This window comes from Streptomyces sp. NPDC042002 (genome assembly GCF_055588305.1).
This window is the reverse complement of the sequence record NZ_JBVJCT010000037.1, coordinates 57,107-80,456: the sequence shown is the minus strand read 5'-3', so window position 1 is coordinate 80,456 and position 23,350 is coordinate 57,107. Positions and strand designations below refer to the sequence as shown.

Genomic DNA, 23,350 nt, shown 5'->3' with positions numbered 1-23,350 from the left:
CGCTGCCGCTCGTCGAGGTGCGGCAGTATTGCCTCGAACTTGGCTGCCAACACAGCCCGTTGCTCTTCCAACTCGCTCATGCCGGACCAACGAACAAAAAGCCACGAGTTAAAGATCTGCACGCCCTTACTGATGGTTTCAAAATGAGGTTCGGAGTCGTCTCAAACAGATGATGCTGCAGGCGAGTTGGAGCAGTGCGAGGTGGAGGTCGGCTCGTATCTCGTAGCGGATCCGGAGTCGTTTGAACTGGTGGAGCCAGGCGAAGGTTCGCTCGACGACCCAGCGGGTCTTGCCGAGTCCGGATCCGTGGGCGGTCCCTTTCCGGGCGATCTTCGGTGTGATGCCGCGGGTCCGGAGCAGACGGCGGTACTTTTCGTAGCCGTAGCCGCGGTCGGCGAACAGCCGGCCCGGCCGGTGACGTGGCCGCCCGCGCACCCCGCGGATGCGGGGTATCGCGTCCAGCAAGGGCATCAGCTGAGTGACGTCGTGACGATTCCCGCTGGTCAGCGAGACGGCCAAGGGAGTGCCGTACCTGTCGACGATCAAGTGGTGCTTGCTGCCGGGCCGGGCCCGGTCGACCGGCGAAGGTCCGGTGTGAGCCCCCCTTTCAGCGCCCGGACGTGCGAGCCGTCGATCGCCGCGTCGTCCATGTCCAGCGGGCCCGCGGCCCGCGGCTCGGCCAGCAGCACCTCGTGCAGCTGCGACCAGACCCCCGCTTCGGTCCAGTCCCGCAGACGCCGCCAGGCCGTCACCCCGCTGCAGCCGACCTGTTCCGCGGGAACGTCCCGCCAGCTCACGCTCTTGCACAGCACATAGACGATGCCACGCAGTGCAGCCCGGTCATCCGCAGGCAACCGCCCGGGATACCGATGCCGTCTGGGCGCACGAGGCGGCAACAGCGGGGCCACACGTTCCCACAGGTCATCAGGCACAAGATCAGCAGGCACCCAACAGATCCTGCCGACACACCACCCAACTGCCAAGCCTCACAACAAAATTCATTCTGAAACGATCAGTTTGAGGTCTGACCCGGCAGCTGACCGGCACTTGGGTTGTCCTTGCTTGGAATTGGGAACCTGGAGACCGGCCTGGAGTCGCTGCGCGGACTCGGCCTCCGGCCCGAGGTGTTCGCCTCCGCGCGGGCGACCGGCGAATACCTCGCCGGAGACGACGCGCTGCGCGCCCGCGACCTGACAGCCGCCCTCACCGACCCGGCGTTCACGGCCGTCTTCTGCGCGAACGGCGGCTACGGCGCCCAGCGCACCCTGGAACTGGTCGACTGGGACGCCATCGGCACGCCCACCCCGCGCACCGTCATCGGATTCTCCGACGTCACGGCGCTGCTGGAGGCGGTGGCCGTGAAGCTGGGCTGGACGGGGCTGTTCGGGCCGATGCCCGCCATCCGCGGTTTCCACCCGGGCCGAGCCGACTTCGACGGGCTCGCCGCACTGCTCACCGACCCGTCGTCCGTCAAGGAACTGCGCTTCCCCGACTCCCGCCCCCTGGTCGGCGGCACCGCGGAGGGCGTCACCTTGGGCGGCACGGTCACCCTGCTCGCCTGCTCCTTGGGCAGCGACACCTCGCTGCCCGCACGCGGCGGCATCGTCCTGCTGGAGGACGTGGACGAGGAGACCTTCCGGCTCGACCGGTTCCTCACCCAACTGCGCCGCGCCGGATACTTCGACGGCGCGGCCGGCATCGTCTGCGGCACCTTCACCGACTGCGGTACACGCGAGCGCGTCGAGGAACTCCTGCACGACCGCCTCGGCGACCTCGAAATCCCGGTCCTTGTCGGCGCGGACATCGGTCACGGCGTGCCCCAGCAGACGTTCCCCATCGGAACCCGGGCCAGGCTCGACGCCGACGCGGGCGTACTCACGTTCCTGAATCCCGTACTCACCTGAGCGAGCAGGAAGGACCACCCCGGTGGGAACGCCGCGCCTGAGCGCAGACCTCATCGACCGCGTCCAGCCCTCCCGCCCCCTGGCCGACGGACCGGGCCGGGCCGAACCGCGCTCCGGTGATCTTCACGTCGCGGCACTCGGCCCAGTCCGACAGCGGCTCGTCATCCATCGTGGCGTTCCTGATATCCAGCCCGCTGCCTCGGCGGCCTCGGTCCAGTACCGCAAGGCGTCGGAGTCGTCTCGTTGGCCGAGCAGGTCGGCGCCGAGGTCGGGCGAGATCGGCCAGGAGAGGAACACTCTGGCGTGGCGTTGTGAGGTCTCAGGACACTCTTGACGTCTTTTCACCAAGACCCGCTTGTCGTACTGATAGGCGACTCAGGAGATCTTCGACGGCTTTTCGCTCGGCCACTCCGGTTCCCCCGGGGCCGGCTCAGCGCGGTGTTCGGCTCATTGCTGACTGAGACCTCGACGGTCGAGATAGCCGATCAACGCGGCCTCCTTGCGGAGCAACCGGTCGCGGTCGTCGGCAGGAAGCGAGGCAAGGGCGTCGACCAGGACCCGCTCGCGAGGAATCCGCCACCGCGCTTCTCAGAGACAGCGCCCCCGACGGGCTTCACGAGGCCTTGTCTGGTCTTCAACATCAACCCCCGGTCTCAGCCGGCTCATACCGCTCTTCCCCGGGCCGCACGAGCCAGCTGATGGCACCGAGAGCGAGGCCCGATTCCTGGACCGCTCGCGGACGCGGTCGTGGACGGTCGACGTACGCGTCAGCTGACCCGAAGACCGACCGCCAGCGTCAGTTCAAGGACCCGGTGTGGCGATGCGAGATCCGGAAACAGCTCCCGCAGCTGCGACATCCGGTACCGGACTGTCTGGGGATGGACGAACAACGCCGCCGCCACCTCGTCCCGCCGGCCCTGGTGCAACAGCCACTCCCGCAACGTCTCCTCCAGCCGCCCTGCGGTCGCGACAGGCAAGGTCCGCAACGGTGCGAGGGCTCGGGCACGCAGGTCTGCGAACGCGTCCACGTCAGCGCTCAACACCAGCTCGGGCAGGTGGTCCTCGGTGTCGCGAATATCGGAGGAGAGGGAGCGCGCGCGTACGGCCCGTGCGTACGAGGCGGACGCACGCATCCATGGCCGGGCCGGGCCGACCACGGCGGTGCGGTCGGTCAGCTGCCGCAAGAGACGTGATCGGTCGGCATCGGGGACGAGCAGCACACCGGTGGCATCCGGCAGATCGTCGAGGACGAGGGTGCTCGGGTCGAGCGCGCGGTAGGCAGGCCGGGCCTGGGCGGCGGGCAGCAGGACCGCGGTCAGTGAAACCGGAGGCTGCCACTCGGCCCGTTGAACAGAGGCCAGCAGCACGTCCGGGCTCGCGCCGGCGAGCAGGTCGCGGGCCAGGTGTTCCAGGTGGCGCTCCTGGGCCCTGCCCTGGGCGGCCAGCTCGTCGGCGTGGCCCGCGGCGCTCGCGGCGGAGAGCTCATCGATGTAGGCGAAGGTCAGCTCGGCGAACTTGGCGACCTCGGCGGCGGGCAGACCTGCGGGTACGGCACCCGCTGCCAGGCATCGCCAGGCCACGCGGGCGCCGACGCGGTAGGCGCTGAGCAGGGCGTCCATCGAACGGCCGTCGCGCACCTCGCCGCGGCCCAGCTCGTAGGCCGCGTCACCGGCGTCGACGCCTGTGGCGTTCCCGCTCGCGAGGTCCAGGTAGTGCCCCAGGGCGGTGCGGACGGCTCGGCGGATGGTGCCGCCCATGCTGCCCGAAAGGGCGTTGGCATAGGAAGGGACCTCGTCGATGATCGCCTGGACGACCTCGTCGGCGGTGGTCTTCAGCGCCGCCCGAAGCACGGTGACCGTCGTCTCGTCCAGGGCCAGTTCGCTGGCTCTGCGGATTGCATGGCTCACGTTTTTTGTTCCCTGCGAACAATTCTGCCGACCAGATTTACGTCCTGCGGTCAGGACTTTACGCCTTGAGGCACAGCAAGCTGGAGTCATGACGAGTGCAGCCCTCCGCAGCAGGGCGTGGAAACTGCTGGAGATGGTCACGACGCCGCTGCTGCCGTCGGACTACCTCGACCTGGTCAGCCCGCTGCGTGCGGGCGCTGACCTGCGTGGGCGCATCGAGGCCGTGCACCCCGAGACGGGTGACGCCGCGACTGTCGTGATCAGGCCGGGACGGGGCTGGCGTGGCCACACAGCCGGTCAGTACGTACGGATCGGGGTCGACGTCGACGGCGTGCGCCTGTGGCGTGCCTACTCCATCACCTCGCCGACAGACCGCCAGGACGGCCGCGTCACGATCACCGTGAAGGCGATCCCGGACGGCAAGGTCAGCAACCACCTGGTCCGCAGGGCGAAACCGGGCACGCTGATCCAGCTCGACCAGCCGACCGGTGACTTCGTACTGCCGCAGGCCAAGCCCGCCAAGGTGCTCTACCTGACGGCCGGCAGCGGCATCACGCCCGTGATGGGCATGCTGCGCGACACCGAGTTCGACGACGTCGTCATGGTCCACTGCGCGCCACAGCCACAAGACGTGATCTTCCGCGACGAACTGCACGACCTGGTCGCGGACAAGAAGCTGCGGCTCACCGAGGTGCACACCGACACGGACGGCATGCTCGACATCACCCGTCTCGACGAACTCGTGCCCGACTGGGCCGAGCGCGAGACCTGGGCCTGCGGGCCCGCGGGCCTGCTCGACGCCGCCGAAAAGCACTGGAGCGAGCACGGCGTCCAAGAACGCCTGCACACCGAACGCTTCCGCCCCAGCATCGTCGTCGCGGGCGAAGGCGGCGAGGTCACGTTCAGCGCCACCGGCAAGACCGTCGACGCCGACGGCGCCACGCCGTTGCTGGACATCGGCGAGGCGGCCGGCGTGCTCATGCCCTCCGGGTGCCGCATGGGCATCTGCTTCGGCTGCGTCACGCCGCTCAAGGCGGGTGCCGTCCGCGACCTGCGCACCGGCGAGATCACCGAGGCCGAGCCGGGCGTCCTCATCCAGACCTGCGTGTCCGCCGCGGCGGGCCCCTGCGACATCGACCGGTAGGAGCACCTTGACCGCCATCGACCCCACCGCCCACCTGACCGCGGAGCAGATCGAGGAGCTGGGCCGCGAGCTGGACGCGATCCGCGACGAGGTGATCGCCGGCCGAGGCGAGGAAGACGCCGCCTACATCCGTAAGGTCATCTCGGCGCAGCGCAAGCTCGAGCTGGTCAGCAGGGGCGTGCTGCTGTTCTCGATCTTCCCGCCCGCGTGGCTGCTCGGCACCGCCGGGCTGTCCGTGGCGAAGATCATGGACAACATGGAGATCGGCCACAACATCCTGCACGGCCAGTGGGACTGGATGCGGGACCCGAAGATCCACTCCACCACCTGGGAGTGGGATCACGTCTCGCCGTCCGAGCAGTGGAAGCACTCGCACAACGAGCTGCACCACACGTACACCAACGTGATCGGCAAGGACAACGACCTCGGCTACGGCATCATGCGCGTCGACGAGGACCAGAAGTGGCACCCGTTCCACATCGGCCAGCCGCTCTGGAACTTCATCAACGCCTGCTTCTTCGAGTACGGCATCGCAGCGTACGACCTGGAGCTCGGCAAGAACCTGAACAAGCGCCGCCGCAAGAACCCGGAGTTCCGCGCGCGGGCCAGGGCCGTGGGCCGCAAGATCCGCAAGCAGGTGCTCAAGGACTACGTGATCCACCCGCTGCTGTCGGGCCCGTCGTTCCTCCCCACGCTCGCCGCCACGTTCACCGCGAACCTGGTCCGCAACATCTGGACCCACTCGGTGATCATGTGCGGGCACTTCCCCGAGGGCGTACAGGTATTCGAGCGCCGGTCGATCAGGGGCGAGACGCGCGGCCAGTGGTACCTGCGCCAGATGATGGGCTCGGCGAACATCAGCGGCAGCAAGGCCATGCACTTCATGACCGGCAACCTGTCGCACCAGATCGAGCACCACCTGTTCCCGGACCTGCCGAGCAACCGGTACGCCGAGGTCGCGGTGAAGGTGCGCGCGCTGTTCGAGAAGTACGAGCTGGAGTACGTCACCGGCCCGCTGCCCAAGCAGGTGTTCTCCGCGTGGCACAAGGTCTTCCGGCTCTCGCTGCCGAACAAGAAGCCCAAGGTCAAAACGCCGGACCGCGAGCAGGAGCTCGTCGCCGCCTGATTCCCGGTATCGGTTCAGTTCTCTCGGCCGTACCGGCGGCACCGCCGGGTTCGGTGAGATCCATTGCGGACGGTGGGCGACCGCGACGTCAGACCGTACGACACGGGATCCGGGGCAGGCCGGGGACTCCACGAAACGGGGTGCAGCTCATCCGGGGCTTCGCCCAAGGCCGGGTAGTCAACTACCCGGCCTTGGGCGAAGCTCCAAGGGACCCGTCATGCGGTTTCGGCGTTGAGGACTGGCCCTGCGGGTTTGCGGGTGTGGGCCCATGCGGGGAGCACGGTCAACATCGCGATGGCCAGCAGGACGGCGAGCGCGGCAGTGAGCAGCCACGGTCCCGGGGGTGTGACCTGTGTGCCGAAGAGCCAGTACAGGCCGAGCCCGACCGGCATACCCGCAGCCACTCCGGGCACGGCAGGCAGGAGTTGTGCGACACAGAGTGCCGCGACGACCTGGCCGGGGGTGGCACCGAGGGTACGGGCGATGGACAGGGCGCGCCGGGCCTGCACCGCGGTGCTCCAGCCGAGGAGCACGGTGTTGAGCGTGGACAGTGCCACCAGCGCGACGGTGACGGCGAGCAGTACCTGGCCGGTCTGGTCGGTCCGCATTTCGCCGGGGCCGAACCGATCGGAGGCGTGGACCGTGTCGAGATCGGCGTGGAAGGTGAGCATCGCGGTGACCATGACGGTGGTGGCGGCGGTTCCGGCGGAGGCCAGGACGGCGCGGCCGGGCCTGCGGGCGAGCAGCCGGATGCCGAGCAGCAGCGACGTGGGCAGATACGCCGTCATCGCGTTGAGACGCGGGTGGTGCGTGAGCAGGTGCGCCGGATCGGCCAGGGTGTGGACGGTGCTGGTGCGGACGGTGCGCGCGGCGGGGCCGAGCGCACCGGTCAAGGCGACCAGGACGGCGAGGAAGACCGCTGCGAAGACGGTGCCGGAGTCCGGAGGGCTGACGGTGTCGAGCAGCCCGGCGCTGGGATCGACCAGGTGGGGGGCGGCCAGAGTCCCGGCAGTCAGTCCCAGCGCGGTGGCCAGGACGGTGAGCATCAGGTACTGCGCCAGCAGTACGGCGGTGACGGTGCCGGGGCCGGCGCCGACGGCCTTGAGCAGTCCGGCACGGTGGTTGTCGCGTGTGGCGCGTGCGGTGGCGAGCGCGGCGAGGGTGACGATCGCGGCGACGGCGAGCAGCCAGCCGCCGATGACCAGGGCAGGCTGAGTCTGCTTGATCATGTTCGCGTCCATCTCGACGACGTCCTGCCAGGTGCGGGTGTTGACCCAGGGGTCGTCCTGGCGGTCGCGGGAGAACGCGCCGTCGAGCCATCGGAGGGGTGCGGTGGGGTCGGTCAGTTTCAGATGGATCAGGTAGACACTGGGGGCGTCGCCGACTGCCGCGCGGGCGTCGGCGGCGGTGAGCCAGATCCTGCCGCCCTTGTCGGACGGTCCGGGCCCTTGGGCCCAGTCGCTCCACGGATACACCGGGGTCGCCGCGCTGATCGCGGTCCCGACGACCGGGTAGGTGCGCCCGTTGATGGTGACGTGGTCGCCGACGTGCACGCCGAGTGCCTGTGCGAAGCCGTGTTCGATCACCGCGCCGCCAGTATGCACCCAGGTGCCGGAGGTCACCAGCGGCTGGTCCACGGCGGACGGTGAGTTGTCGCGCCCCTCGATCGAGGTGTGCGCGCTCTGGCCGTGCGCCCGGATGGTGGTGTCGAACGCGTGGACCGGGTCGGCCTGCGCGGCCACACCGGGCGTGTCCGCGAGGCGTTCGGCCAGGCCGGACGGGTCCGTGGCCGTCGTGATCGCCGTGATGTCGGGGCCGGCGGTGGCCGCGCGGGTCTTCAGGTACCCGGCGTCCACGGCGTTGTCGGTCGCCAGTCCGAGGGTCAAGCTGGCCGTGGCGATGGTGACGGCGAGCAGGAACATGAGGGCCTCGCCGGGACGGCGGCGTATGTCGTGCAGGATCAGACGCCACATCAGCAACAGGTGTCCCACCGTCAGTCCTCCCAGCTCAGCAGGGCGCCCAGCCCTGTGTCGCCGCCGTTGCGGTGGCCGTGCAGGCTGGTGTCGTCGGCCAGCGTCCCGTCGCGCAGGGAGACGACGCGGTCCGCCGTGGCGGCGACCCGCTCGTCATGGGTGACCATGACCAGGGTCTGGCCGGCGGCGCTCAGCTCGTCGAAGAGCCGGAGGATGTCGAGGGTCGCGGCGCTGTCGAGGTTTCCGGTGGGCTCGTCCGCCAGGACGACCAGCGGCTTATTGACCAGGGCGCGGGCTATGGCGATCCGCTGCCGTTGGCCGCCGGAGAGCTCGGAGGGCAGGTGCCGGGCGCGTTCGGTGAGCCCGACCTGGCGGAGGAGTTCGGCGGCACGGACGCGGGCGCTGCGCGGTGAGGCGCCGGCGAGCAGCGCGGGCAACTCGATGTTCTGTGCCGCGGTCAGTTCGTGCATCAGGTGGTACGCCTGGAAGACGAACCCCACCGCGCGGCGCCGCAGTTTGGCCAGCGCCCGTTCGCCCAGGTGGTCGATGCGCTGCCCGCCGAGCCACACCTCTCCGCCGGTGGGCCGGTCAAGACCGCCGAAGAGCTGTAGCAGAGTCGACTTGCCGCAGCCGCTGGGCCCGGTCACGGCGAGCGTCTGCCCGGCGGGAACGTCGAGGTCGACGCCGTCGACGGCCGACACCAGGCTTTCGTCCGCCCCGTATACCCGCGACAGGCCGACCGCCCGAAGCGCCGGCACACGAGCATCACCGGGTTCACGGTCCCACACGTCTCTCGTCATCCGATTCCTCCACCTTCCTCACGTGCGGCACGGGCGGACCACGTCCGCCTGCATGCCTCCAACCAGCGCAGATCGGCCTGAAGCCGGAGTGCGATGCCCTCAAGAAGCAGCCCGGCCTGCGAGTCCGTGTCGTGGGTGAGGGCAGCGCGCTGCGTCTCGGCGAGGCCGTTCATCAGCTCCCGCCGCCGCGCGTCCACGAGCGCGAGCGGATCGGCCAGACCCGATTCGGCGGCGGCCACCAGCTTCAGGTGGAACTCCGTCACATCTGCTCTGACCCCGGCGCCCTCGGCCATCCACGCGGCCACCCGCTCCTGCCCGGTCGCGGTCAGCGCGTACACCTTGCGCCGCGGGCCCCGCACCGGTACGTCCTCACGCTCAAGGACGACCAGCCCGGCCTTTTCGAGCCGGGTGAGCGTCACATAGATCTGACCCGCGTTCAGCGTCTCCCCCAACGGCCCCAGCGCCGCCGCCAAGCGACTGCGCAGGTCGTACCCGTGCGACGGCTCCTTCACCAGCAACGCCAGCACCACGTCCTGCACGAACCACCCTCCTCTACGAACAGCCAATAGATAACGGTTATTCATTGAGACGTCAAACCACCCTCCGAACGCACCGAGTTGCCGGTCCGCCGGCCGGGGCGGCCGCGGACGCCGGGCAGAGGCTGGCCCTGGACCTGGCGCTTGGCGGAGTAGTCGGTCCTGTCGCCGCCGACGCCGTGGAAATCCACCGCGATCTGCACCAGCCGACCGCCGCACCGCGCTGGAACAGCCGCGCTGCCGCCATGCCTTCCGGCGACTTCACCCGGTCCGTCGGTCTGCGGATGACCGTGCCGGTCACGACCCACCTTCAGAAGGGCGACCTGGACCAGGCGCTCGAGCACGGGGCGCAGGCCGTGTCCGTGCTCAGCCGCGTATGGTCCGCCCGCGCCAACGACTACGTATCCGGGGTCGTCCGTGCCATGGCTCCTGGCGTCGCGATCCCAGGGTGGTTGAGCTGGCTCACCAAGCCCGAGCTCACTCAGCCGCCGTCCGCTGACGCTACGACGCTGCACACTCTTTCGCCGACCGCGGGCGGCGACCAGGTGTCGCAGAGGCGATCTTCCTGCTGCGTACCCGCACGTACACCCCGAGCATCCGAACCCGGCTGCTCCGCAGCGCCGCTGGTCTGGCCCAGCTTGCCGGGAGTTTCATGAATCACCGACCGGCAAGCCGTGTGCCGGGTGGGCCGGCCGTGCTTGATGACGATGGCCGAGTTGATGTTATAGACAACAAGTCCCATAGCGGTGACGCTGGGTGTCCGGTCGTTGTGGTGTCAGGGGGAGGGGACCACGCGGCGAGTGGACGGACTGCGGGAGCGGACTGTCTGGAAGAGCGATCCGCACACGCAGGTCAAGCACCTCGTCTACCGGCACTACCCGCAGTGCTGGATGGGCGAGATCCTCCAGAAGTTCCCCGAGGCCACCATCATGGACGCCTTCGCAGGCCCAGGCATCTACACCGACGGCCCACCCGGCTCCCCCACCGTGGTCGCCAAGACGTTCCTCGAGCACACCGCGTACCGGAACTTCGGCCGGCTCGACCTGGTCTGTCTCGAAGAGCGGCCCGACCGGGTGGAGGAGCTCCAGCGGCAGTTCGCCAAACTGCCCCGCTCGCCACAGCTGAACATCAGTCAGCGCGAGGGCTTCGACCAGACGATGACCCCCTACTGCGGCGGGGACCACTGGCAGGCGGCGACGACCGAGCGGCGTGCCCGCAAGGAAGAAGCCTTCGCCGTCGCCTACCAGCAAGGGCTCAAGGAACAGAACCTGTTCACGGCAGCTTCGGCGTCAAGATCAGCAACCAGAGCGCCCGCTACCACCTGATCCTGGCCACCCACAACGAAGCCGGCCTGAAGGGTTCCGCGCGGCGCACATCGCCATGACGCTTCTGTGAGGGGATGCGGTCCGCGCGCGTCGTCTACCGCAGGGCGACGTAGTCGCCGGTCGACGACTTCGCCCCGGAGGTGGAGTTCCCGTAGTACGTCCACCGCCATGTCCCCGGCCCGGTGGCCTTCACCGTGGTCCTGAGTGCCCCCGTGCTACTCGAGGTCGCCTTCTTGACCGTCGTGTACGAGGAGGCGCCCGCGGCCTTGAACTGCAGGCTCACCGTGCGGCCCGCGTACCCCTGGTATGTGTGGGTGTCCCAGTTCGCCCGTGTGACCTGCCCGGTCACGGTGATCGTCTTCCCTGCCGCGACCGGCTCCGGCGAGGCGTTGACGGTGACGCGTGTAGCCCGCTTGACCTGCAACGGGAGGTTCTCGTCGTCAGTGTCGTAGGCGTCACCGGCGAGAAAGACCCGAGCGGCGGTTTTCCAGGTGCCGGCGTCCTCGTTCCCGAAGTCAGAGTTCCACCGCGGGTCGATGTACAGCCACTCCTTGAAGTCGCAGACTCCGTTCGCCTTGTCCACGACCTCGCAGTCGCTGGTGATGACGGAGCTGTACAGCCTGTCCCCCGTGTCGAGCTTCCCCCGGTAGGGAAACACCGTCGGCCCGAAGTCGTATCTGAGCCTGGTCGTCATCCGGAAGGACGCCGGCACTTCGACCTCCTCCTTGACCCCGACGACGATCGGCTTCCCGCCGTTCACCGCCACCCGGGTGAAGGAGACCCCGCCCTCCGCCGCCCCGGCCGGCACCGCCGCCACCCCTGTGAACACGACCGCCGCTCCACCGGCCACCACCGCGCTCCACATCGTCCTGCCCATCCTTGTCTTCCTCATCTTCGAGCCCGTCCTTTCCCCCGCAGCCTGAACCGGACGTGCGGGCGCACCGGCCAGAGGATCATCCTCAGCGGCCAACTGTGGGACGGGGAAGGGCTGTTCGCGGTTGTAGGCGGGACGGCAACGATTTGATCACCACCGCATCGCCCTGGCTCGGCTTCCGGGCGGAGCCCCGATGGCTTCACGGATGATCCGGTATGAGCCGTCCCTGCGCTCCCGCCAGAAGACCGCCTCGGGCCGTCCGCAGAACGCCGGGTCGGTGAGCATCCGCTGGTAGGCGCCGGGCGTTCGGCGCGGCTTGCCCGATCGGTCCAGGACTGGGGCGCCGGTCGCGTCGGTCTTGGGCTTGCCCCACAGGGCGCCCGCGAGCCGGTCCGGGTCGGTCGTGCGGTTGTGGCGGGCGGTGAACACCACGGCGGCGAGGATGCCGCCAGCGGCCAGCCATCGCAGGGCGCCTGGTCCGCAAGCCGGGCGCTTTCCTGTGCTGGCCACACAGACGTGTGCGGCCCCGGGACCCGCGCGACGTTGCAGCATGCGCGCCGGGCGGGCCGAACTACGCCGTGGACAGGACGGGATGGCGACGGATCCGGATCCGTCGACGAGTGCCCTGAAAGCCTTCTTGGAAGGCTGCTGCGAGGCCAGGACATTTCCGTTACATGGCTGTCGAGACTCCCCTCACACAATAATGATCAACACGGAGCCCACCGGCGCCCGTCCAAGCAACAGGGAAGAATCACCATGCGACCGTTCCACGCCGCCGCCGCACTCGCCGCAACGTCCGCGCTGGCCCTGACACTCACCGCCTGCGGGAGCGACAGCGGCGGCAGCAGCGCCTCGGACAGTCAGTCGTCCGCACCCGTCGCCTCGCCCGCGACCACCGCATCCAGCGGCACCCCGGCCGAGAACGCGGGTGCCACCAAGGACACGGGCAGCAGTACGGGCGCCGGCGGTACGGACACCAGCAGCACCGGTGCCGGCCGCTGCCACACCGCCGGGCTGGGCTTCTCGTTCGGCTCCGGCGACGGCAAGATCAGCAGCTCGGACGACCAGCAGCAGCTGGCCGTGGTGCTCAAGAACAAGACGTCCACCGCGTGCACCATCCAGGGCTTCCCCGGGGTCGACCTGAAGTCCTCCAGCGGCAGTTGGTCGCTGACCCGCAGCAGTGTGACGCCCAAGAAGGTCACCCTGACCGCCGGCGGCAGCACGACGTTCACCATTACCTTCCTGCCGTGGACCCAGGGCAGCGGCACCGAGTTCAAGGCCACCTCGGTCGTCATCACCCCGCCGAACGAGACCACCTCGACCACCCTGCCCTGGCCCGGTGGCAGTCTGCTGCTCCAGGACGGTGCCACGCACCCGGGCTCCTACACCGGCCCCGTCGGCGGCTGACGGCCCGCACCGGCCGGCCCCGGCTCCGACCGCAACACTTTCAGGCCGGTCCTCCGCGCGCCCCGCAGGGGACGGCCCGTCTCGCGCCGTGCCTGCTGCGGCGCCATGCGGGGGCTCCCGGCGGTCCGAGGACGGCCCGGCCGGGTCCAGACGGGCCGCCTGGTCCTTGACCAGTGCGGACGGCGCGCCGCCGGTCGTCCTCGATGTCACCGTCAATGGCGGAAAGGATGTGGTGATCGGCACCTCCACCAAACTGATCACCGCCACGGTCACCGCGAGCGACCCAGCCGCCATCACCAACGGCTCGGTGACGTTGTTCCACGGCGGCACCGACATGAACAACGACGACTTCGACGCCGTCCTCGACGTGACCAAGAACCAGGCGTCCTGCTCACGAGTGAGCGGTCACACCTGGAAGTGCAGCCTCCTCATCAACGGCGGTCCGACCCTGATCAAGAATTCCGACGCCGGAACCTGGCACGTCTATGCCCAGGCATACGCCCGGCACGAGTTCGTACACGACGCTGACTCCCGATCCGGCCCTGCGTGTGCTGCGGGCGTCGAAGCCGACCGTGAACGCGTCCCCGGAGCCGGTGAGGAAAGGCAGGACGATCACGGTCGCTGGGAAGCTTTCGCGTGCTTGGTGGGACGACGAACTCGCGTACCACGGATACGCTGACCAGCTGGTCAAGCTGCAGTTTCGCAAAGCGGGGACGAGCACCTACAACACTGTCAAGTCCGTGCACGCCGAGAACGACGGTCGCCGCCTCCACAGACGGCTACTGGCGCTGCTCCTTCGCGGGCACCTCGACGACGGCCCCGGTCACGACATTGGAATCGTGGAGGGCGATGGCAGCCATGTGGTCGGGACGACCGCGATCGGCCCCGCTACGCGGCCGCCGGGTCCTGGCGGCCGCCCATACGCTCCAGCAGGCCGCGCGGCCTTCGCTTCGGCCTTCTCGCTGGGCACGACGCCCAGAACGAGGCGAATTCGGCGCGGACCCGCTCAGCTCGCTCCGGACCGTACAGCCCCCTGGCACCGTGCCTCAGCCGAGACCGAGTCGACTGAGGGCGGTGGTCCAGTCGGTGACGATCGCCTTCTGCGCGGCGGAGAGGGTGACCTTTCCCTTGCGGACCGCGGTGTGCAGCTTCGTCTCCACCGGGTCCTTGGCGTTGTTGACCCCGGAGCCCGTCTTGTGGCCGGGGTCGGGTCCGTACGCTCACCCTCCGACGCGATCGAATGCGCGGACGCGGCTGCCGTCCAACTCGCCGTCGCCGCCGCGGTGAAGTTCACCCCGAACGATGTATGGACCGTCGTCCTTGGCTGTACCACCACGAGTTCGTAGCCGAACACGTCCGCGCGGCCCTACCGTGTCCCGGTCCGCCACCAGTCGTCCTCCACGACACGGCCGACGCGGTCGCCGTTCGAGCACTGCGCCGGATCGGCGAACGGTCCGCTCGCCGGGCGTCCGACGAGAACACCCTGACCGCGATCCTCAGTGGGCGCGAGGAGCCGCTTCCCACAGCAGCGCCGGCGTACGCCGAAGGCCGACTGCTGCGGCCTGAGCATCGTCACGCCCTCCACACCGCTGTCCAGATCCACCCGGGCCGCCGCCCCATTCCCTTGGCTATGGCCATGGGAATGGCCGACAACCCTACTCAGGGATCGGATTGGCCTTGTCCCACGCCTTCAGGCGGATCAGACCGTGAAGACCAAGCCGAGAAGCTGTTGTCTTTCCGTGCTGTCACCTGCTCGCGCATCCTCGAGCAAGAGGAGCTGTCCCCGCAGACGCGGGGACTGGCTCAGGCGGCAGCGTCCTGGGAGGCGAAGGCGCGCTCCAGCAGGACGTACAGAGTGTCCCGTTCCTGCTCGTCGAGCCTGTTCAGGCCCGCTTGCGTGGTGTGCATCTTCCCGCGGATCACGTCGATGACCCGCTCCCCCTCCGCGGTCAGGACGACGTCCTTGACACGGCGATCGGACGGTCTCGGCTCGCGGCGTACCAAGTCGCGCTTCTCCAGCCGGTCGATGATCCCGGTCATGTTGGAGGCGTCGCAGGTCAGCGTGGTGGCCAGCGCGCTCATGGAGGCGGGCCCGCGGCGCAGCACGTTGAGTGTCTTGCCCTGGCTGGCGGTGAGGTTCTCGCTCGCGGCGGCGACCGTGAAGTCGCCGTAGTAGACAGCCAGGGAAACCGAAAGCAGTTCCATGAGCTGGGCTGTGTCGCTGCGGGGAGTACCGGTCACACTCGTCACCCTACGCCAGGAAACTTGACGATCTCAAATATTGATGGCTACGGTCGCGTCATTGCTTGAAGTCATCAAGCATCGACGTTCTCAAGTAGTTCCGTCGGCCCTCAAGACAGGAAAGACTCTCCGTGTCCCACCAACAGCACACGGCCACCCGACGACCCGCAGGCGACACCGCGGTCGTCCTGGTGCTCGGGCTTGCCGCCATGGTCGTCTCGATGATGCAGACCCTGGTCGTCCCGATCCTGGGGATCATCGAGAACGACCTCAACACCACGACGGCCAACGTCAGCTGGGTGACCACGGCAACGCTCCTGTCGGCCGCCGTCTTCACCCCGCTGCTCGGGCGATTCGGCGACCAGCACGGCAAGAAGCCGACCCTCGTGGGCGTACTGCTTGTGATGATCGCGGGCTCGGTGCTCGCCGCCACCACGACCTCGCTGACCTGGCTGATCGTCGGCAGGGTGATGCAGGGAGCGGCGACCGCGATCTTTCCGCTCGCCCTCTCCATCCTGCGCGAGGAGATCAGGGCGGAGAAGCTGCACGGCGCGATGGCCCTGGTCAGTGGCACACTCGCGTTCGGCAGCGGGCTCGCGCTGGTCGGTGCGGGGCTGCTGACCCGGGGCCTTGACCCCGACTACCACCGGGTCTTCTGGCTCGCCGTGGTGCTCGCGGTGGTAGCGCTGGCAGGTGTGCTGTTCGCGGTCCCCGCCTCCCGCACGAAGACCGGAGGGCGGACGGACTGGCTGGGCGCTGTCAATCTGGCAGTGCTGCTGGTGCTGCTTCTGGTGCCTGTCTCGCAGGGGCACGCATGGGGATGGACGTCCGGTCGCACGCTCGGCGCCTTCGCCGGCGCGGTCGTGATGGCAGTCGCGTGGGTCATGATCGAGCGCCGGGTCAAGGAACCGATGGTGGACATGAAGATGTTCGCCCACCGTCCCGTTCTCTTCACCAACCTGGCCGGCCTGCTGCTGGGCTTCGCGATGTTCGCCCAGTTCATCGGCGTCTCCTACCTCGTCCAGATGCCCGAGGACGTTGCCGGTTACGGCTTCGGTGCCTCCGTGCTCCGAGCCTCCGTCGTGTACCTGCTGCCGACCACCCTCGTCTCCCTCGTAGGCGCCCAGCTCGGCGGTGTTCTGGTGCGCCGGCTCGGCGCGCGTGGCACGCTGGCCGCCGGTGCCTGCTTCGGTGTGCTCGGCTTCACCTGGCTGAGTGCCGCGCACGACACGCCTGCCTCGGTGATCGGCGCGGGCATGGCCATCGGTCTGGCGATCAGTTTCGGTTACGCCTCCATGCCCGCGCTCATCGTTGCCAGCGTCCCGGCCCACCAGACCGGCATCGCCAACGGCATCAACTCCATCTCCCGCTCGGTCGGCAGCGCCATCGCGAGCGCGGTGATCACCTCTCTGCTGGCGTCCAAAACCATTCCGCTGCCGCAGGGGATGCCGGCCCTGCCGCAAGAGGGTCAGTTCACGTTGAGCTTCGTGATCGCGGGATTGGCGTTCCTGCTGGTGGTGGTCGTTGCCCTGTTCGGACTCCAGGCGGCACACGCGCCTCGTACGACAGCGCCGAGGAAGGTCACGGGCTCCGGGACGACGCCGCTCGGCGAAGCTGAAGCCAGCGCCGAGCTCGTGTGATCACCCGCAGCGGCGTCCCCGCACCTACTCCGAAAGGCAGCTCATCCATGACGACCTCCGACAATCCAGGCCACGGCCACGCCCCGGTCAACCACCCCACGGCGGTCGCGGCGGAGACCGCCCGGTTCGTCGCCACGGTCAAGAACGCCGACCTGGCCACACCAGTACCCACATGCCCCGGCTGGACGCTGGCCGACCTGGTCAAGCACACCGGCAGCGTCCAGCGCTGGTTCTCGGCACTCCTGCGGGCGCGCATCCAGGAGCCCCCGCGCACACGTGAAGTGGACCTGCGGCTCCCGGACCAAGAAGACGGATACGCCGCTTGGCTGGACGAGAGTGCGACCGTCGCGGCGGACACCTTCGCGGCCACCGACCCGGACCTGCCGATGTGGGCATGGGGCCCCGACCAACACGCGCGCTTCTGGGCACGCCGGATGCTCTTCGAGACCCTGCTGCACCGGACCGACGCCGAACTCGCACTCGGCCTCGAACCCGCGATCGACCGAGCGGTCGCGGTCGACGGGATCGACGAATTCCTCGTCAATCTGCCTCTCGCCGCCTTCTTCGCCCCCAAGGTGGCCAACCTACGCGGCCCCGACAAGACCATCGGCTTCCACACGATCGACGGCGCCGAAGGTTGGCTTGTCCGTCTGCGGCCCAACAGCTTCGGACTCGACACGACCCGCCCCACCGCGGACACCGCCGACGCGACGGTCCGGGGAACTGCGGCCGACCTGCTCCTGCTCGTCTACGGCCGCCTGCCCCACGCCTCTGAGGCCTTCACTCACGAAGGCGACGAGGAGCTGCTGGCCCACTGGTTCGCCAACTCCGCATTCTGAAAGGCCGTTCTTCGTCCTGACTGAAGAAGGTCGCGCAGACAGGCCGTAGTCGAGGAGAGCCTGAGGGCACTCGACCGCCCTCAGGCTCTCCTCGGTGATCATCTCGCCGATCGCCGGGCAGACGAGGAACGCGGCGCGTACCCCGTCGTCCGAGCCATCCTGGCCCCGCTTCCGAGGGAGTCCCGGTGCGAAGCGGGGCTGCCTCACGGCAGGATGACCAACGAATCGCGGTCAGAGCCATGTGGTTCCAACGAACGTGGTCACCGTCGGGGTCGGTGGCGTCAGCGTGCGCTCGGAGCGTTGATTTGCGTCATGAGCTCGCGGTTGGCGGCGACCAGGTCCTCGTCGCGTTCGGCGAGTTCGCCGCGCAGATCAAGGACCCGCTGTTCCCGTTCGGTGATCCGGCGGTTGAGGGTGGCATCGTCCGCGGTGATCCCGCGCTGAAATTCGGTCTTCTACGGTCGTCAAGACGAAGTGGGCCCGTCGGCCGCGGCTCGCAGGACCTCGACCAGCGATGTCGCCCGGTGCTCGGTGAGGTCCTCGATGGCGCTTGACACAGTGGCCAGGGATCCGTCGGCGATCGCCAGATAGGTGGACACCCACGCGTCGAGCTGCCAGTCGGGCGCCCCGTAGGCCGCGCGGGAAGCGTACGCCTCCTCGGTCGTCTCGGGGGTGTAGGAGACCGGTCGGCCGCTGACTGCGGTCAGGGCCCGGGCCACGTCGGTGAGGGTGAGTGCTTCCGGTCCCGTCAGCTCGTATGCGCGGCCGGCGTGCGGATGCGGGTCCCGCAGTACCGCCACCGCGGCGTCGGCGATGTCGTCCTGGGCGACGAGGGCCGCTCTGCCGTCACCGGCCGGCCCGCGGATGGCGCCGTCGGCACCTACGAGGGCGGGCATGAAGTCGGCATAGAGGTTGTCGCGCAGGAAGGTGAAGGGGATTCCGGCGGCGCGGATGTGCTGTTCGGTGTGCCAGTGGTCCCGGGCCAGGGTGAAGGTCGCATCGGGGGCTGCCCCGTAGAAGGAGATGTAGACCAGATGCGCGACACCGGCCTGAGTTGCGGCGTCGACGAAGGTGCGGTGGTCCCGGAGCCGGTTGGGGGACTCCGCGGCCGAGACCATCAGGACGCGGTCGGTGGCGCGCAGGCCGCGTACGAGGGCTTCGTGGTCGTCGTAGGCGCCAGGTACCGCGATCGCACCGGGCAGCCGTGGAGCGCGGGACAGGGTGCGGGCCAGGAGGGTCTGCGTGATGCCGGTGGCGGCCAGCCTGCGGGCGATACGGCCGCCCAGCCGGCCGGAGGTCCCGGTGATCGCGTAGGTGGCATCGGTCAAAGCCAACGTTCTCCTCCTCGAGCGGGCGCGGGCGCCGATTCCGCCTCGGCGGCCGTGGCGGGTGGGCGTCGCCCGGTCCGTGAAGGGTGACGCGATCCGGTACGAGACGCTACAGCTCGACTGCGGCGTGCGACGCGACCTGCTACTCGACGGTGCGCCATCGGTGGCGTAGTCACGTACGGATGCGTGCCGTCGGGTCGACGTCGTACCGGACGACCCCGAACAAGACGGCCTTGCTGGTCACGCCTATCCATGAGGCGGCCGGCGTGCTGCGCGGACCGGCGGAGGCGATCACGGCGGCCGCGAGCCAGACGCGGGCGCGATGGCAGATTGTCCGGGCCTCACGCTTCCGGCGATGTCAGCCACCGTCCGGGGTGTCCTGGAGGTAGTCGGAGATCCTCGCGTACGGCCGCGTAGTAGCCTTCGCGGCCGGTGCGTTGGCGTTCCAGGAGCGCTTGCCATGCCTGTGGATCGCGGGTGCCCGCGCGCTGGAAGCGTTCCATCTCCATCACCACCGTCACCCATTCCCGGGCTCGGTCCACCACTTCGCGGCTGCCCAGCATGATCAGGGCCTCTCCGGCAGGATCCCGGTCGTCGGTGGCCCGGGCCAGGAATGGTTCTGCCTCGGCCAGGGGCAAGGGGTGCGGGTGCGGGTCGTTGCCTATGTGCGCGGCGACACGGTAGGTGAGGGTCACCGACTTCTTCAGCGACCGCGCGTACTCGGAGTACACGGCGAGGCGCCGTTCTTCCCAGCGGTCCGCCCGATCCCGTTTGTAGCGTTCGCGGTCGCTGCGGACGAGGGCCAGATACGAACCCAGGGCGCCGATCACGACGCCCACGAGCGCGGGGAGTTGCTGAAGGAAGGCGGACATGTGCGCACCGTACCCACCGAATCCGGCGAGCGGGGAGTGGCCGATGATCTCCTTCCACGATCATGGTCGTCGCGCTGGAGACGGTCCGCCGGCTCATCCGGGTCGACATCCGCTTGCGGCAGGCCGGGAGCGCGGGCGTCGGTGCCGGGTCGGCCGGCGGACGTTCATGGCCGATTGCGCAACGAATTGCGCAACCGGGCCGAGCGGCCCCCATCGTGGCCGGCCCGGCCGGTCTGTCGCGGGATCCGTCAGCGTGCGCAGGAGAAGCTGGAGGCACTGTCCGGATCACCGTCGCGATACCCGGGCCAGTCCGGGTACTCGCACAATGGGCGGGTGCGGTTGTGGAGCGCGTCGGCCACGATCGGATGCGTGGGCGCCTGTCCATCTTCGGCCCAGCGTTCGAGCGCGGAGAGCGAGTCCCAACTGGCTGCGAACGAAGGCGTACCGAAGTTCGCGTGGTTCGCACCGGGCACGACGTAGTACCGCATGAAGGCGCGGGTCGACTGAGGCCCCAGCGTGTCGCGCACCCGCTCGTAGTAGTCGCTCGTCGATCTGGCGGAGACCAGCTCGTCCGCAGCGCCATGGAGCATGAGCAGCTTGCCGCCGGAGCGGGCGAACGGACGGAGATCAGCGTTGTTGCGGTCCTCGACCGTGGACAAGTAGCTGATCCGGTCGAGCCACTTACCGGGATGCCGGGGATCCACGTCGAGAGAGCTGTGATGGGGGTCCCGGGTCAGGAAGTACTTGACCCACTGCTCCCAGTACTGCAACCCGTAGCCACTGGTCACCGGCATCGGATCGGCCGGCGCGGTGGTGCCGAATCCGAGGAACGGGGTCCGCATGTCCGCCCCCGAGAGAAACGGGAAGCCCGGGTATCCGGTCTCGCCGCTGGCGATCCGGTACGGCCACCTGAACGGGGTGGCCATGGCCAGGACGGCACTGATCTGAGGATCCGACAGACAGTCCGGACCGGCATCGGTACCTCCGGTGCAGCGCAGCGTGTGAGGATCGAAGTGACAGCCGGACGGGTTGGAGACGACGCCGTCCTCGATACCGTCCAGACCGTCACACGCGTTGATGACGCTGTCGTGGAGGAGCGTCTGCTTCGCCGGTCCGGGAAAAGCACCCGGGCGGGACAGGACCTGCGCCAGGTACCCGAGTTCCAGGCCCTCGCTGAGATTGTTCCAGGCGGGAAAGGCGGAGATCACTCCGTCGAACGCCTCCGGCCAGCGTTGCGCGACGACCAGCCCTTCGCGACCGCCTGTCGAGCCTCCCGAGAAGTAGACCTCGGCAGGCTTCGTCCCGTAGGCGTGCCGGATGAGGAACAGGCTCGCGTCGCGCGTCTTCTTGAGTGCGTCACCGGCGGCGAAGTTGTTCAGGGCCTCGTCGTTGACGCCGAACGACCCGTCCAGTGACGGCGGGGCTGCCGGGTTCTGCTGGTGGCCCGAGTCACTGGCGAAGGTCGCGTAGCGCCGGGCCAGGGGCACCGGCTGGTCGGCGGGGCCGAACGGCACGTTCTCCGCCAGATCGGGAATCGTGCCGTCGTAGCCGCCGCCACCGAACATCATGGCCTTGCGATTCCAGTCGTACGGCAGGTCGACGCGCATCTTGACATGGGGCGCTGACGGATCGACGGGAAAGATGTCGGCGTCGACCTGGCAGTACGTGATCGTCACGCCGCTGACGAGGCTGGTCATGACCGAGACCGACTCAACGCGGCCGCCGGTTGTCGGGAGGCTCATGCCCGATGCCGGGATCCGCATCCGGCCCAGTTCGGCGCACTGCGGCACGGTCGTCGCGTGTCCGGCCTCGGACGAGGTGGCCGCGGCCGCGGGTCCGGCTACCAGGACACGGAGCGCGCCCGCCAGCAGAACCATGACCGTCGGCACGGTGAGCCGGCGGATCCTTGCGGTGCTTGCCGGCGTTCTGTTCATGCTGGCCTCTCTTTCCGGTTCTCGTGGGCAGGGCGCTCCGTTGCTTCCACCGCTCCTCGCCTTCGTCCTGGCCTCGGGCTTCGTGGAACTCGGGACTCCTTCACGGCGTCAGCGGTAGAGATGCGTGCCCGGGACGGCGTGCGGATCGTCACGGACCTCGGCGGGGTTCGTCTCGGGCAGGAACCACGCACCGGCGGTGGTGATCAGCCCCATGACCATGATGTAGGCCGCAACCGGCATGGTGCTTCCGGTCTTTGCGATGAGTGCTGTCATGAGGAACGGCGTGCCCCCGCTGACGGTGATCGCGGAGAGCTGGTAGGCCAGTGACGCGCCCGAGTAGCGGACGCCGGGCGGGAAGAGTTCGCCGAGGAAGCTCGCGATGGGGCCGTAGGTCAGGCATTGGAATACGAATCCCACGGTCACCGCGACGAAGATCAGTGGCAGCGAAGCGGTGCCGACGAGCCGGAAGTACGGGAAGGCCCACACGGCGACGCCCAGGCCACCGACCAGGATCAGCGGCCGGCGGCCCACCTTGTCCGACATGTGGCCGGACCAGGGAAGGATCACGAGCATCGCCACGGAGCTGGTCAACACGACGGCGAGCAGGGGGTTTCGCTGGAGGCCGAGCGAGTGGGTGCCATAGCTGAGAAGTCCGGAGATGCTGACGTAGAAAAGACTGTTGGTGGCCGAGAGGAGACCGCAGCCGAGAAGGATGGTTCTCCACTTGTCGCGCACAACCTGTGCCAGCGGAGCCCGGGCCCCAGTGCTCTCCGACCTCGACACCTTCCGCTGCAGTTCCTGGAACTCCGGTGTGTCCTCCACCTTGGCCTGGATGTAGAGAACCACCACGAACATCACGACGCTGACCAGGAAGGGAATGCGCCAGCCCCAGCTGAGGAAGGCGTCGTCCGGCATCAGGCCGCTGGCCGCCACGAAGATCAGGTTCGAGACGATCACGGCGACGGGAACGCTGGTCTGGCCGAAGGTTCCGGCGAAGCCGCGCCGTTTGGGGCTGGCGGACTCGGTGAGCAGGAGCATGATGCCGCCCCACTGGCCGCCGGCCGCGAGCCCCTGCACGAAGCGCAGTACGACCAGCAGCGTCGGGGCCAGCCCGCCGACCGTCGATGCGCTGGGAAGGCAGCCGATCAGGAAGGTCGCGGCGCCCATGAGCGCCAGGCAGGTGATGACGACCGGTTTGCGTCCGTAGGTGTCACCGAGATGTCCGGCGATCACCCCGCCGATGGGACGCGCCACGAAGCCCGCCCAGAACGTGCTGAAGGCCAGGAGGGTTCCTGTCAGAGCGGAGGCGTGCGGAAAGAACACATGAGGGAACACCAGGGCCGCTGCGGTGCCGTAGAGGAAGAAGTCGTACCACTCGAGCGAACTTGCGACGAGCCCCGCGGCCATGAGTCTGCGGGAGGATCGATGCCGGGTCGGGGACGGGTCGGTGCCGATACGGCTGCCGGACTGTCCTTCGGGCTGAGCGAGCGGAGTTGCCAT

Annotated in this window: 23 protein-coding genes; 8 read left to right on the top strand and 15 right to left on the bottom strand. The window is 68.8% G+C overall.

The window, feature by feature from the left end; genetic code table 11:
- Positions 1–138 precede the first annotated feature (138 nt).
- A protein-coding gene (locus ACZ6KY_RS34740) for an IS5 family transposase (RefSeq protein WP_469314234.1) occupies positions 139–947 on the bottom strand; the annotation gives its coding sequence in 2 pieces (ribosomal slippage) (positions 139–608 and positions 608–947; 810 coding nt in all).
- 111 nt (positions 948–1,058) lie between these two features.
- On the opposite strand from ACZ6KY_RS34740, the gene ACZ6KY_RS34735 reads away from it, so the two are divergent.
- On the top strand, positions 1,059–1,904 hold the full coding sequence (locus ACZ6KY_RS34735; protein WP_469314233.1) for a S66 peptidase family protein: 846 nt from the start codon (positions 1,059–1,061) through the stop codon (positions 1,902–1,904).
- On the opposite strand, the gene ACZ6KY_RS34730 is transcribed toward ACZ6KY_RS34735, so the two are convergent.
- Both ACZ6KY_RS34730 and ACZ6KY_RS34725 read right to left on the bottom strand, forming a co-directional pair.
- Positions 1,897–2,073 (bottom strand): hypothetical protein, encoded by a 177-nt coding sequence (locus ACZ6KY_RS34730; RefSeq protein WP_469314232.1) that lies wholly within the window; start codon positions 2,071–2,073, stop codon positions 1,897–1,899. The two genes, ACZ6KY_RS34735 and ACZ6KY_RS34730, sit on opposite strands and share 8 nt — an antisense overlap.
- A 598-nt stretch (positions 2,074–2,671) precedes the next feature.
- Complete coding sequence (locus ACZ6KY_RS34725; protein WP_469314231.1) at positions 2,672–3,811, bottom strand: PucR family transcriptional regulator; 1,140 nt, start codon at positions 3,809–3,811, stop codon at positions 2,672–2,674.
- Positions 3,812–3,899: 88 nt separating this feature from the next.
- Between ACZ6KY_RS34725 and ACZ6KY_RS34720 the strand changes: the two genes are divergently transcribed.
- Both ACZ6KY_RS34720 and ACZ6KY_RS34715 read left to right on the top strand, forming a co-directional pair.
- Positions 3,900–4,955 (top strand): ferredoxin reductase, encoded by a 1,056-nt coding sequence (locus tag ACZ6KY_RS34720; protein ID WP_469314230.1) that lies wholly within the window; start codon positions 3,900–3,902, stop codon positions 4,953–4,955.
- 7 nt (positions 4,956–4,962) lie between these two features.
- Positions 4,963–6,081, top strand: a complete 1,119-nt coding sequence (locus ACZ6KY_RS34715) for a fatty acid desaturase family protein (RefSeq protein WP_469314229.1) — start codon at positions 4,963–4,965, stop codon at positions 6,079–6,081.
- Between the two features lie 215 nt (positions 6,082–6,296).
- Here the strand turns inward: ACZ6KY_RS34715 and ACZ6KY_RS34710 are convergent, their stop codons facing one another.
- The 4 genes from ACZ6KY_RS34710 to ACZ6KY_RS34695 are packed head-to-tail and all read right to left on the bottom strand — an operon-like array spanning position 6,297 to position 9,734.
- Positions 6,297–8,072, bottom strand: coding sequence for an ABC transporter permease (locus tag ACZ6KY_RS34710; protein ID WP_469314228.1), 1,776 nt, complete (start codon positions 8,070–8,072; stop codon positions 6,297–6,299).
- A 2-nt stretch (positions 8,073–8,074) separates the two neighbouring features.
- Positions 8,075–8,854: an ABC transporter ATP-binding protein gene (locus tag ACZ6KY_RS34705; RefSeq protein WP_469314227.1), complete on the bottom strand. Its 780-nt coding sequence runs from the start codon at positions 8,852–8,854 to the stop codon at positions 8,075–8,077.
- The gene (locus tag ACZ6KY_RS34700) at positions 8,851–9,393 is read right to left on the bottom strand and encodes a PadR family transcriptional regulator (protein WP_469314226.1); all 543 of its coding nucleotides are present in this window, start codon (positions 9,391–9,393) and stop codon (positions 8,851–8,853) included. The genes ACZ6KY_RS34705 and ACZ6KY_RS34700 overlap by 4 nt, the downstream gene beginning before the upstream one ends.
- A gap of 41 nt (positions 9,394–9,434) precedes the next feature.
- Positions 9,435–9,734, bottom strand: coding sequence for a hypothetical protein (locus tag ACZ6KY_RS34695; protein WP_469314225.1), 300 nt, complete (start codon positions 9,732–9,734; stop codon positions 9,435–9,437).
- A gap of 456 nt (positions 9,735–10,190) precedes the next feature.
- Between ACZ6KY_RS34695 and tcmP the strand changes: the two genes are divergently transcribed.
- Positions 10,191–10,715: a three-Cys-motif partner protein TcmP gene (tcmP, locus tag ACZ6KY_RS34690; RefSeq protein ID WP_469314224.1), complete on the top strand. Its 525-nt coding sequence runs from the start codon at positions 10,191–10,193 to the stop codon at positions 10,713–10,715.
- 94 nt (positions 10,716–10,809) lie between these two features.
- Here tcmP and ACZ6KY_RS34685 read toward each other — a convergent pair whose 3' ends face one another.
- Together ACZ6KY_RS34685 and ACZ6KY_RS34680 are read right to left on the bottom strand one after the other, a co-directional pair.
- Complete coding sequence (locus ACZ6KY_RS34685; RefSeq protein ID WP_469314223.1) at positions 10,810–11,592, bottom strand: hypothetical protein; 783 nt, start codon at positions 11,590–11,592, stop codon at positions 10,810–10,812.
- Between the two features lie 147 nt (positions 11,593–11,739).
- Entirely contained in the window at positions 11,740–12,099 is a 360-nt protein-coding gene (locus ACZ6KY_RS34680) for a hypothetical protein (protein WP_469314222.1), read from the bottom strand.
- Between the two features lie 246 nt (positions 12,100–12,345).
- Here ACZ6KY_RS34680 and ACZ6KY_RS34675 point away from each other — a divergent pair, with 246 nt between their 5' ends.
- Together ACZ6KY_RS34675 and ACZ6KY_RS34670 are read left to right on the top strand one after the other, a co-directional pair.
- Positions 12,346–12,996 (top strand): DUF4232 domain-containing protein, encoded by a 651-nt coding sequence (locus ACZ6KY_RS34675; protein WP_469314221.1) that lies wholly within the window; start codon positions 12,346–12,348, stop codon positions 12,994–12,996.
- A gap of 166 nt (positions 12,997–13,162) precedes the next feature.
- The gene (locus ACZ6KY_RS34670; protein ID WP_469314220.1) at positions 13,163–13,675 is read left to right on the top strand and encodes a hypothetical protein; all 513 of its coding nucleotides are present in this window, start codon (positions 13,163–13,165) and stop codon (positions 13,673–13,675) included.
- Positions 13,676–14,362: 687 nt separating this feature from the next.
- On the opposite strand, the gene ACZ6KY_RS34665 is transcribed toward ACZ6KY_RS34670, so the two are convergent.
- Both ACZ6KY_RS34665 and ACZ6KY_RS34660 read right to left on the bottom strand, forming a co-directional pair.
- Entirely contained in the window at positions 14,363–14,599 is a 237-nt protein-coding gene (locus ACZ6KY_RS34665) for a hypothetical protein (RefSeq protein ID WP_469314219.1), read from the bottom strand.
- Between the two features lie 200 nt (positions 14,600–14,799).
- Positions 14,800–15,201 (bottom strand): MarR family winged helix-turn-helix transcriptional regulator, encoded by a 402-nt coding sequence (locus tag ACZ6KY_RS34660; RefSeq protein WP_469314236.1) that lies wholly within the window; start codon positions 15,199–15,201, stop codon positions 14,800–14,802.
- A gap of 167 nt (positions 15,202–15,368) precedes the next feature.
- On the opposite strand from ACZ6KY_RS34660, the gene ACZ6KY_RS34655 reads away from it, so the two are divergent.
- Positions 15,369–16,877 (top strand): MFS transporter, encoded by a 1,509-nt coding sequence (locus tag ACZ6KY_RS34655; RefSeq protein ID WP_469314218.1) that lies wholly within the window; start codon positions 15,369–15,371, stop codon positions 16,875–16,877.
- A gap of 47 nt (positions 16,878–16,924) precedes the next feature.
- Positions 16,925–17,716, top strand: coding sequence for a maleylpyruvate isomerase family mycothiol-dependent enzyme (locus ACZ6KY_RS34650; RefSeq protein WP_469314217.1), 792 nt, complete (start codon positions 16,925–16,927; stop codon positions 17,714–17,716).
- 464 nt (positions 17,717–18,180) lie between these two features.
- Here the strand turns inward: ACZ6KY_RS34650 and ACZ6KY_RS34645 are convergent, their stop codons facing one another.
- The 4 genes from ACZ6KY_RS34645 to ACZ6KY_RS34630 form a co-directional block, all read right to left on the bottom strand.
- Positions 18,181–19,050 carry an SDR family oxidoreductase gene (locus ACZ6KY_RS34645; RefSeq protein WP_469314216.1) on the bottom strand — a complete coding sequence of 290 codons (870 nt, stop codon included), beginning with the start codon at positions 19,048–19,050 and terminating at the stop codon, positions 18,181–18,183.
- 335 nt (positions 19,051–19,385) lie between these two features.
- On the bottom strand, positions 19,386–19,916 hold the full coding sequence (locus ACZ6KY_RS34640) for a hypothetical protein (RefSeq protein WP_469314215.1): 531 nt from the start codon (positions 19,914–19,916) through the stop codon (positions 19,386–19,388).
- Positions 19,917–20,164: 248 nt separating this feature from the next.
- On the bottom strand, positions 20,165–21,850 hold the full coding sequence (locus ACZ6KY_RS34635; protein ID WP_469314214.1) for a tannase/feruloyl esterase family alpha/beta hydrolase: 1,686 nt from the start codon (positions 21,848–21,850) through the stop codon (positions 20,165–20,167).
- Between the two features lie 108 nt (positions 21,851–21,958).
- Positions 21,959–23,350 carry an MFS transporter gene (locus tag ACZ6KY_RS34630; protein WP_469314213.1) on the bottom strand — a complete coding sequence of 464 codons (1,392 nt, stop codon included), beginning with the start codon at positions 23,348–23,350 and terminating at the stop codon, positions 21,959–21,961.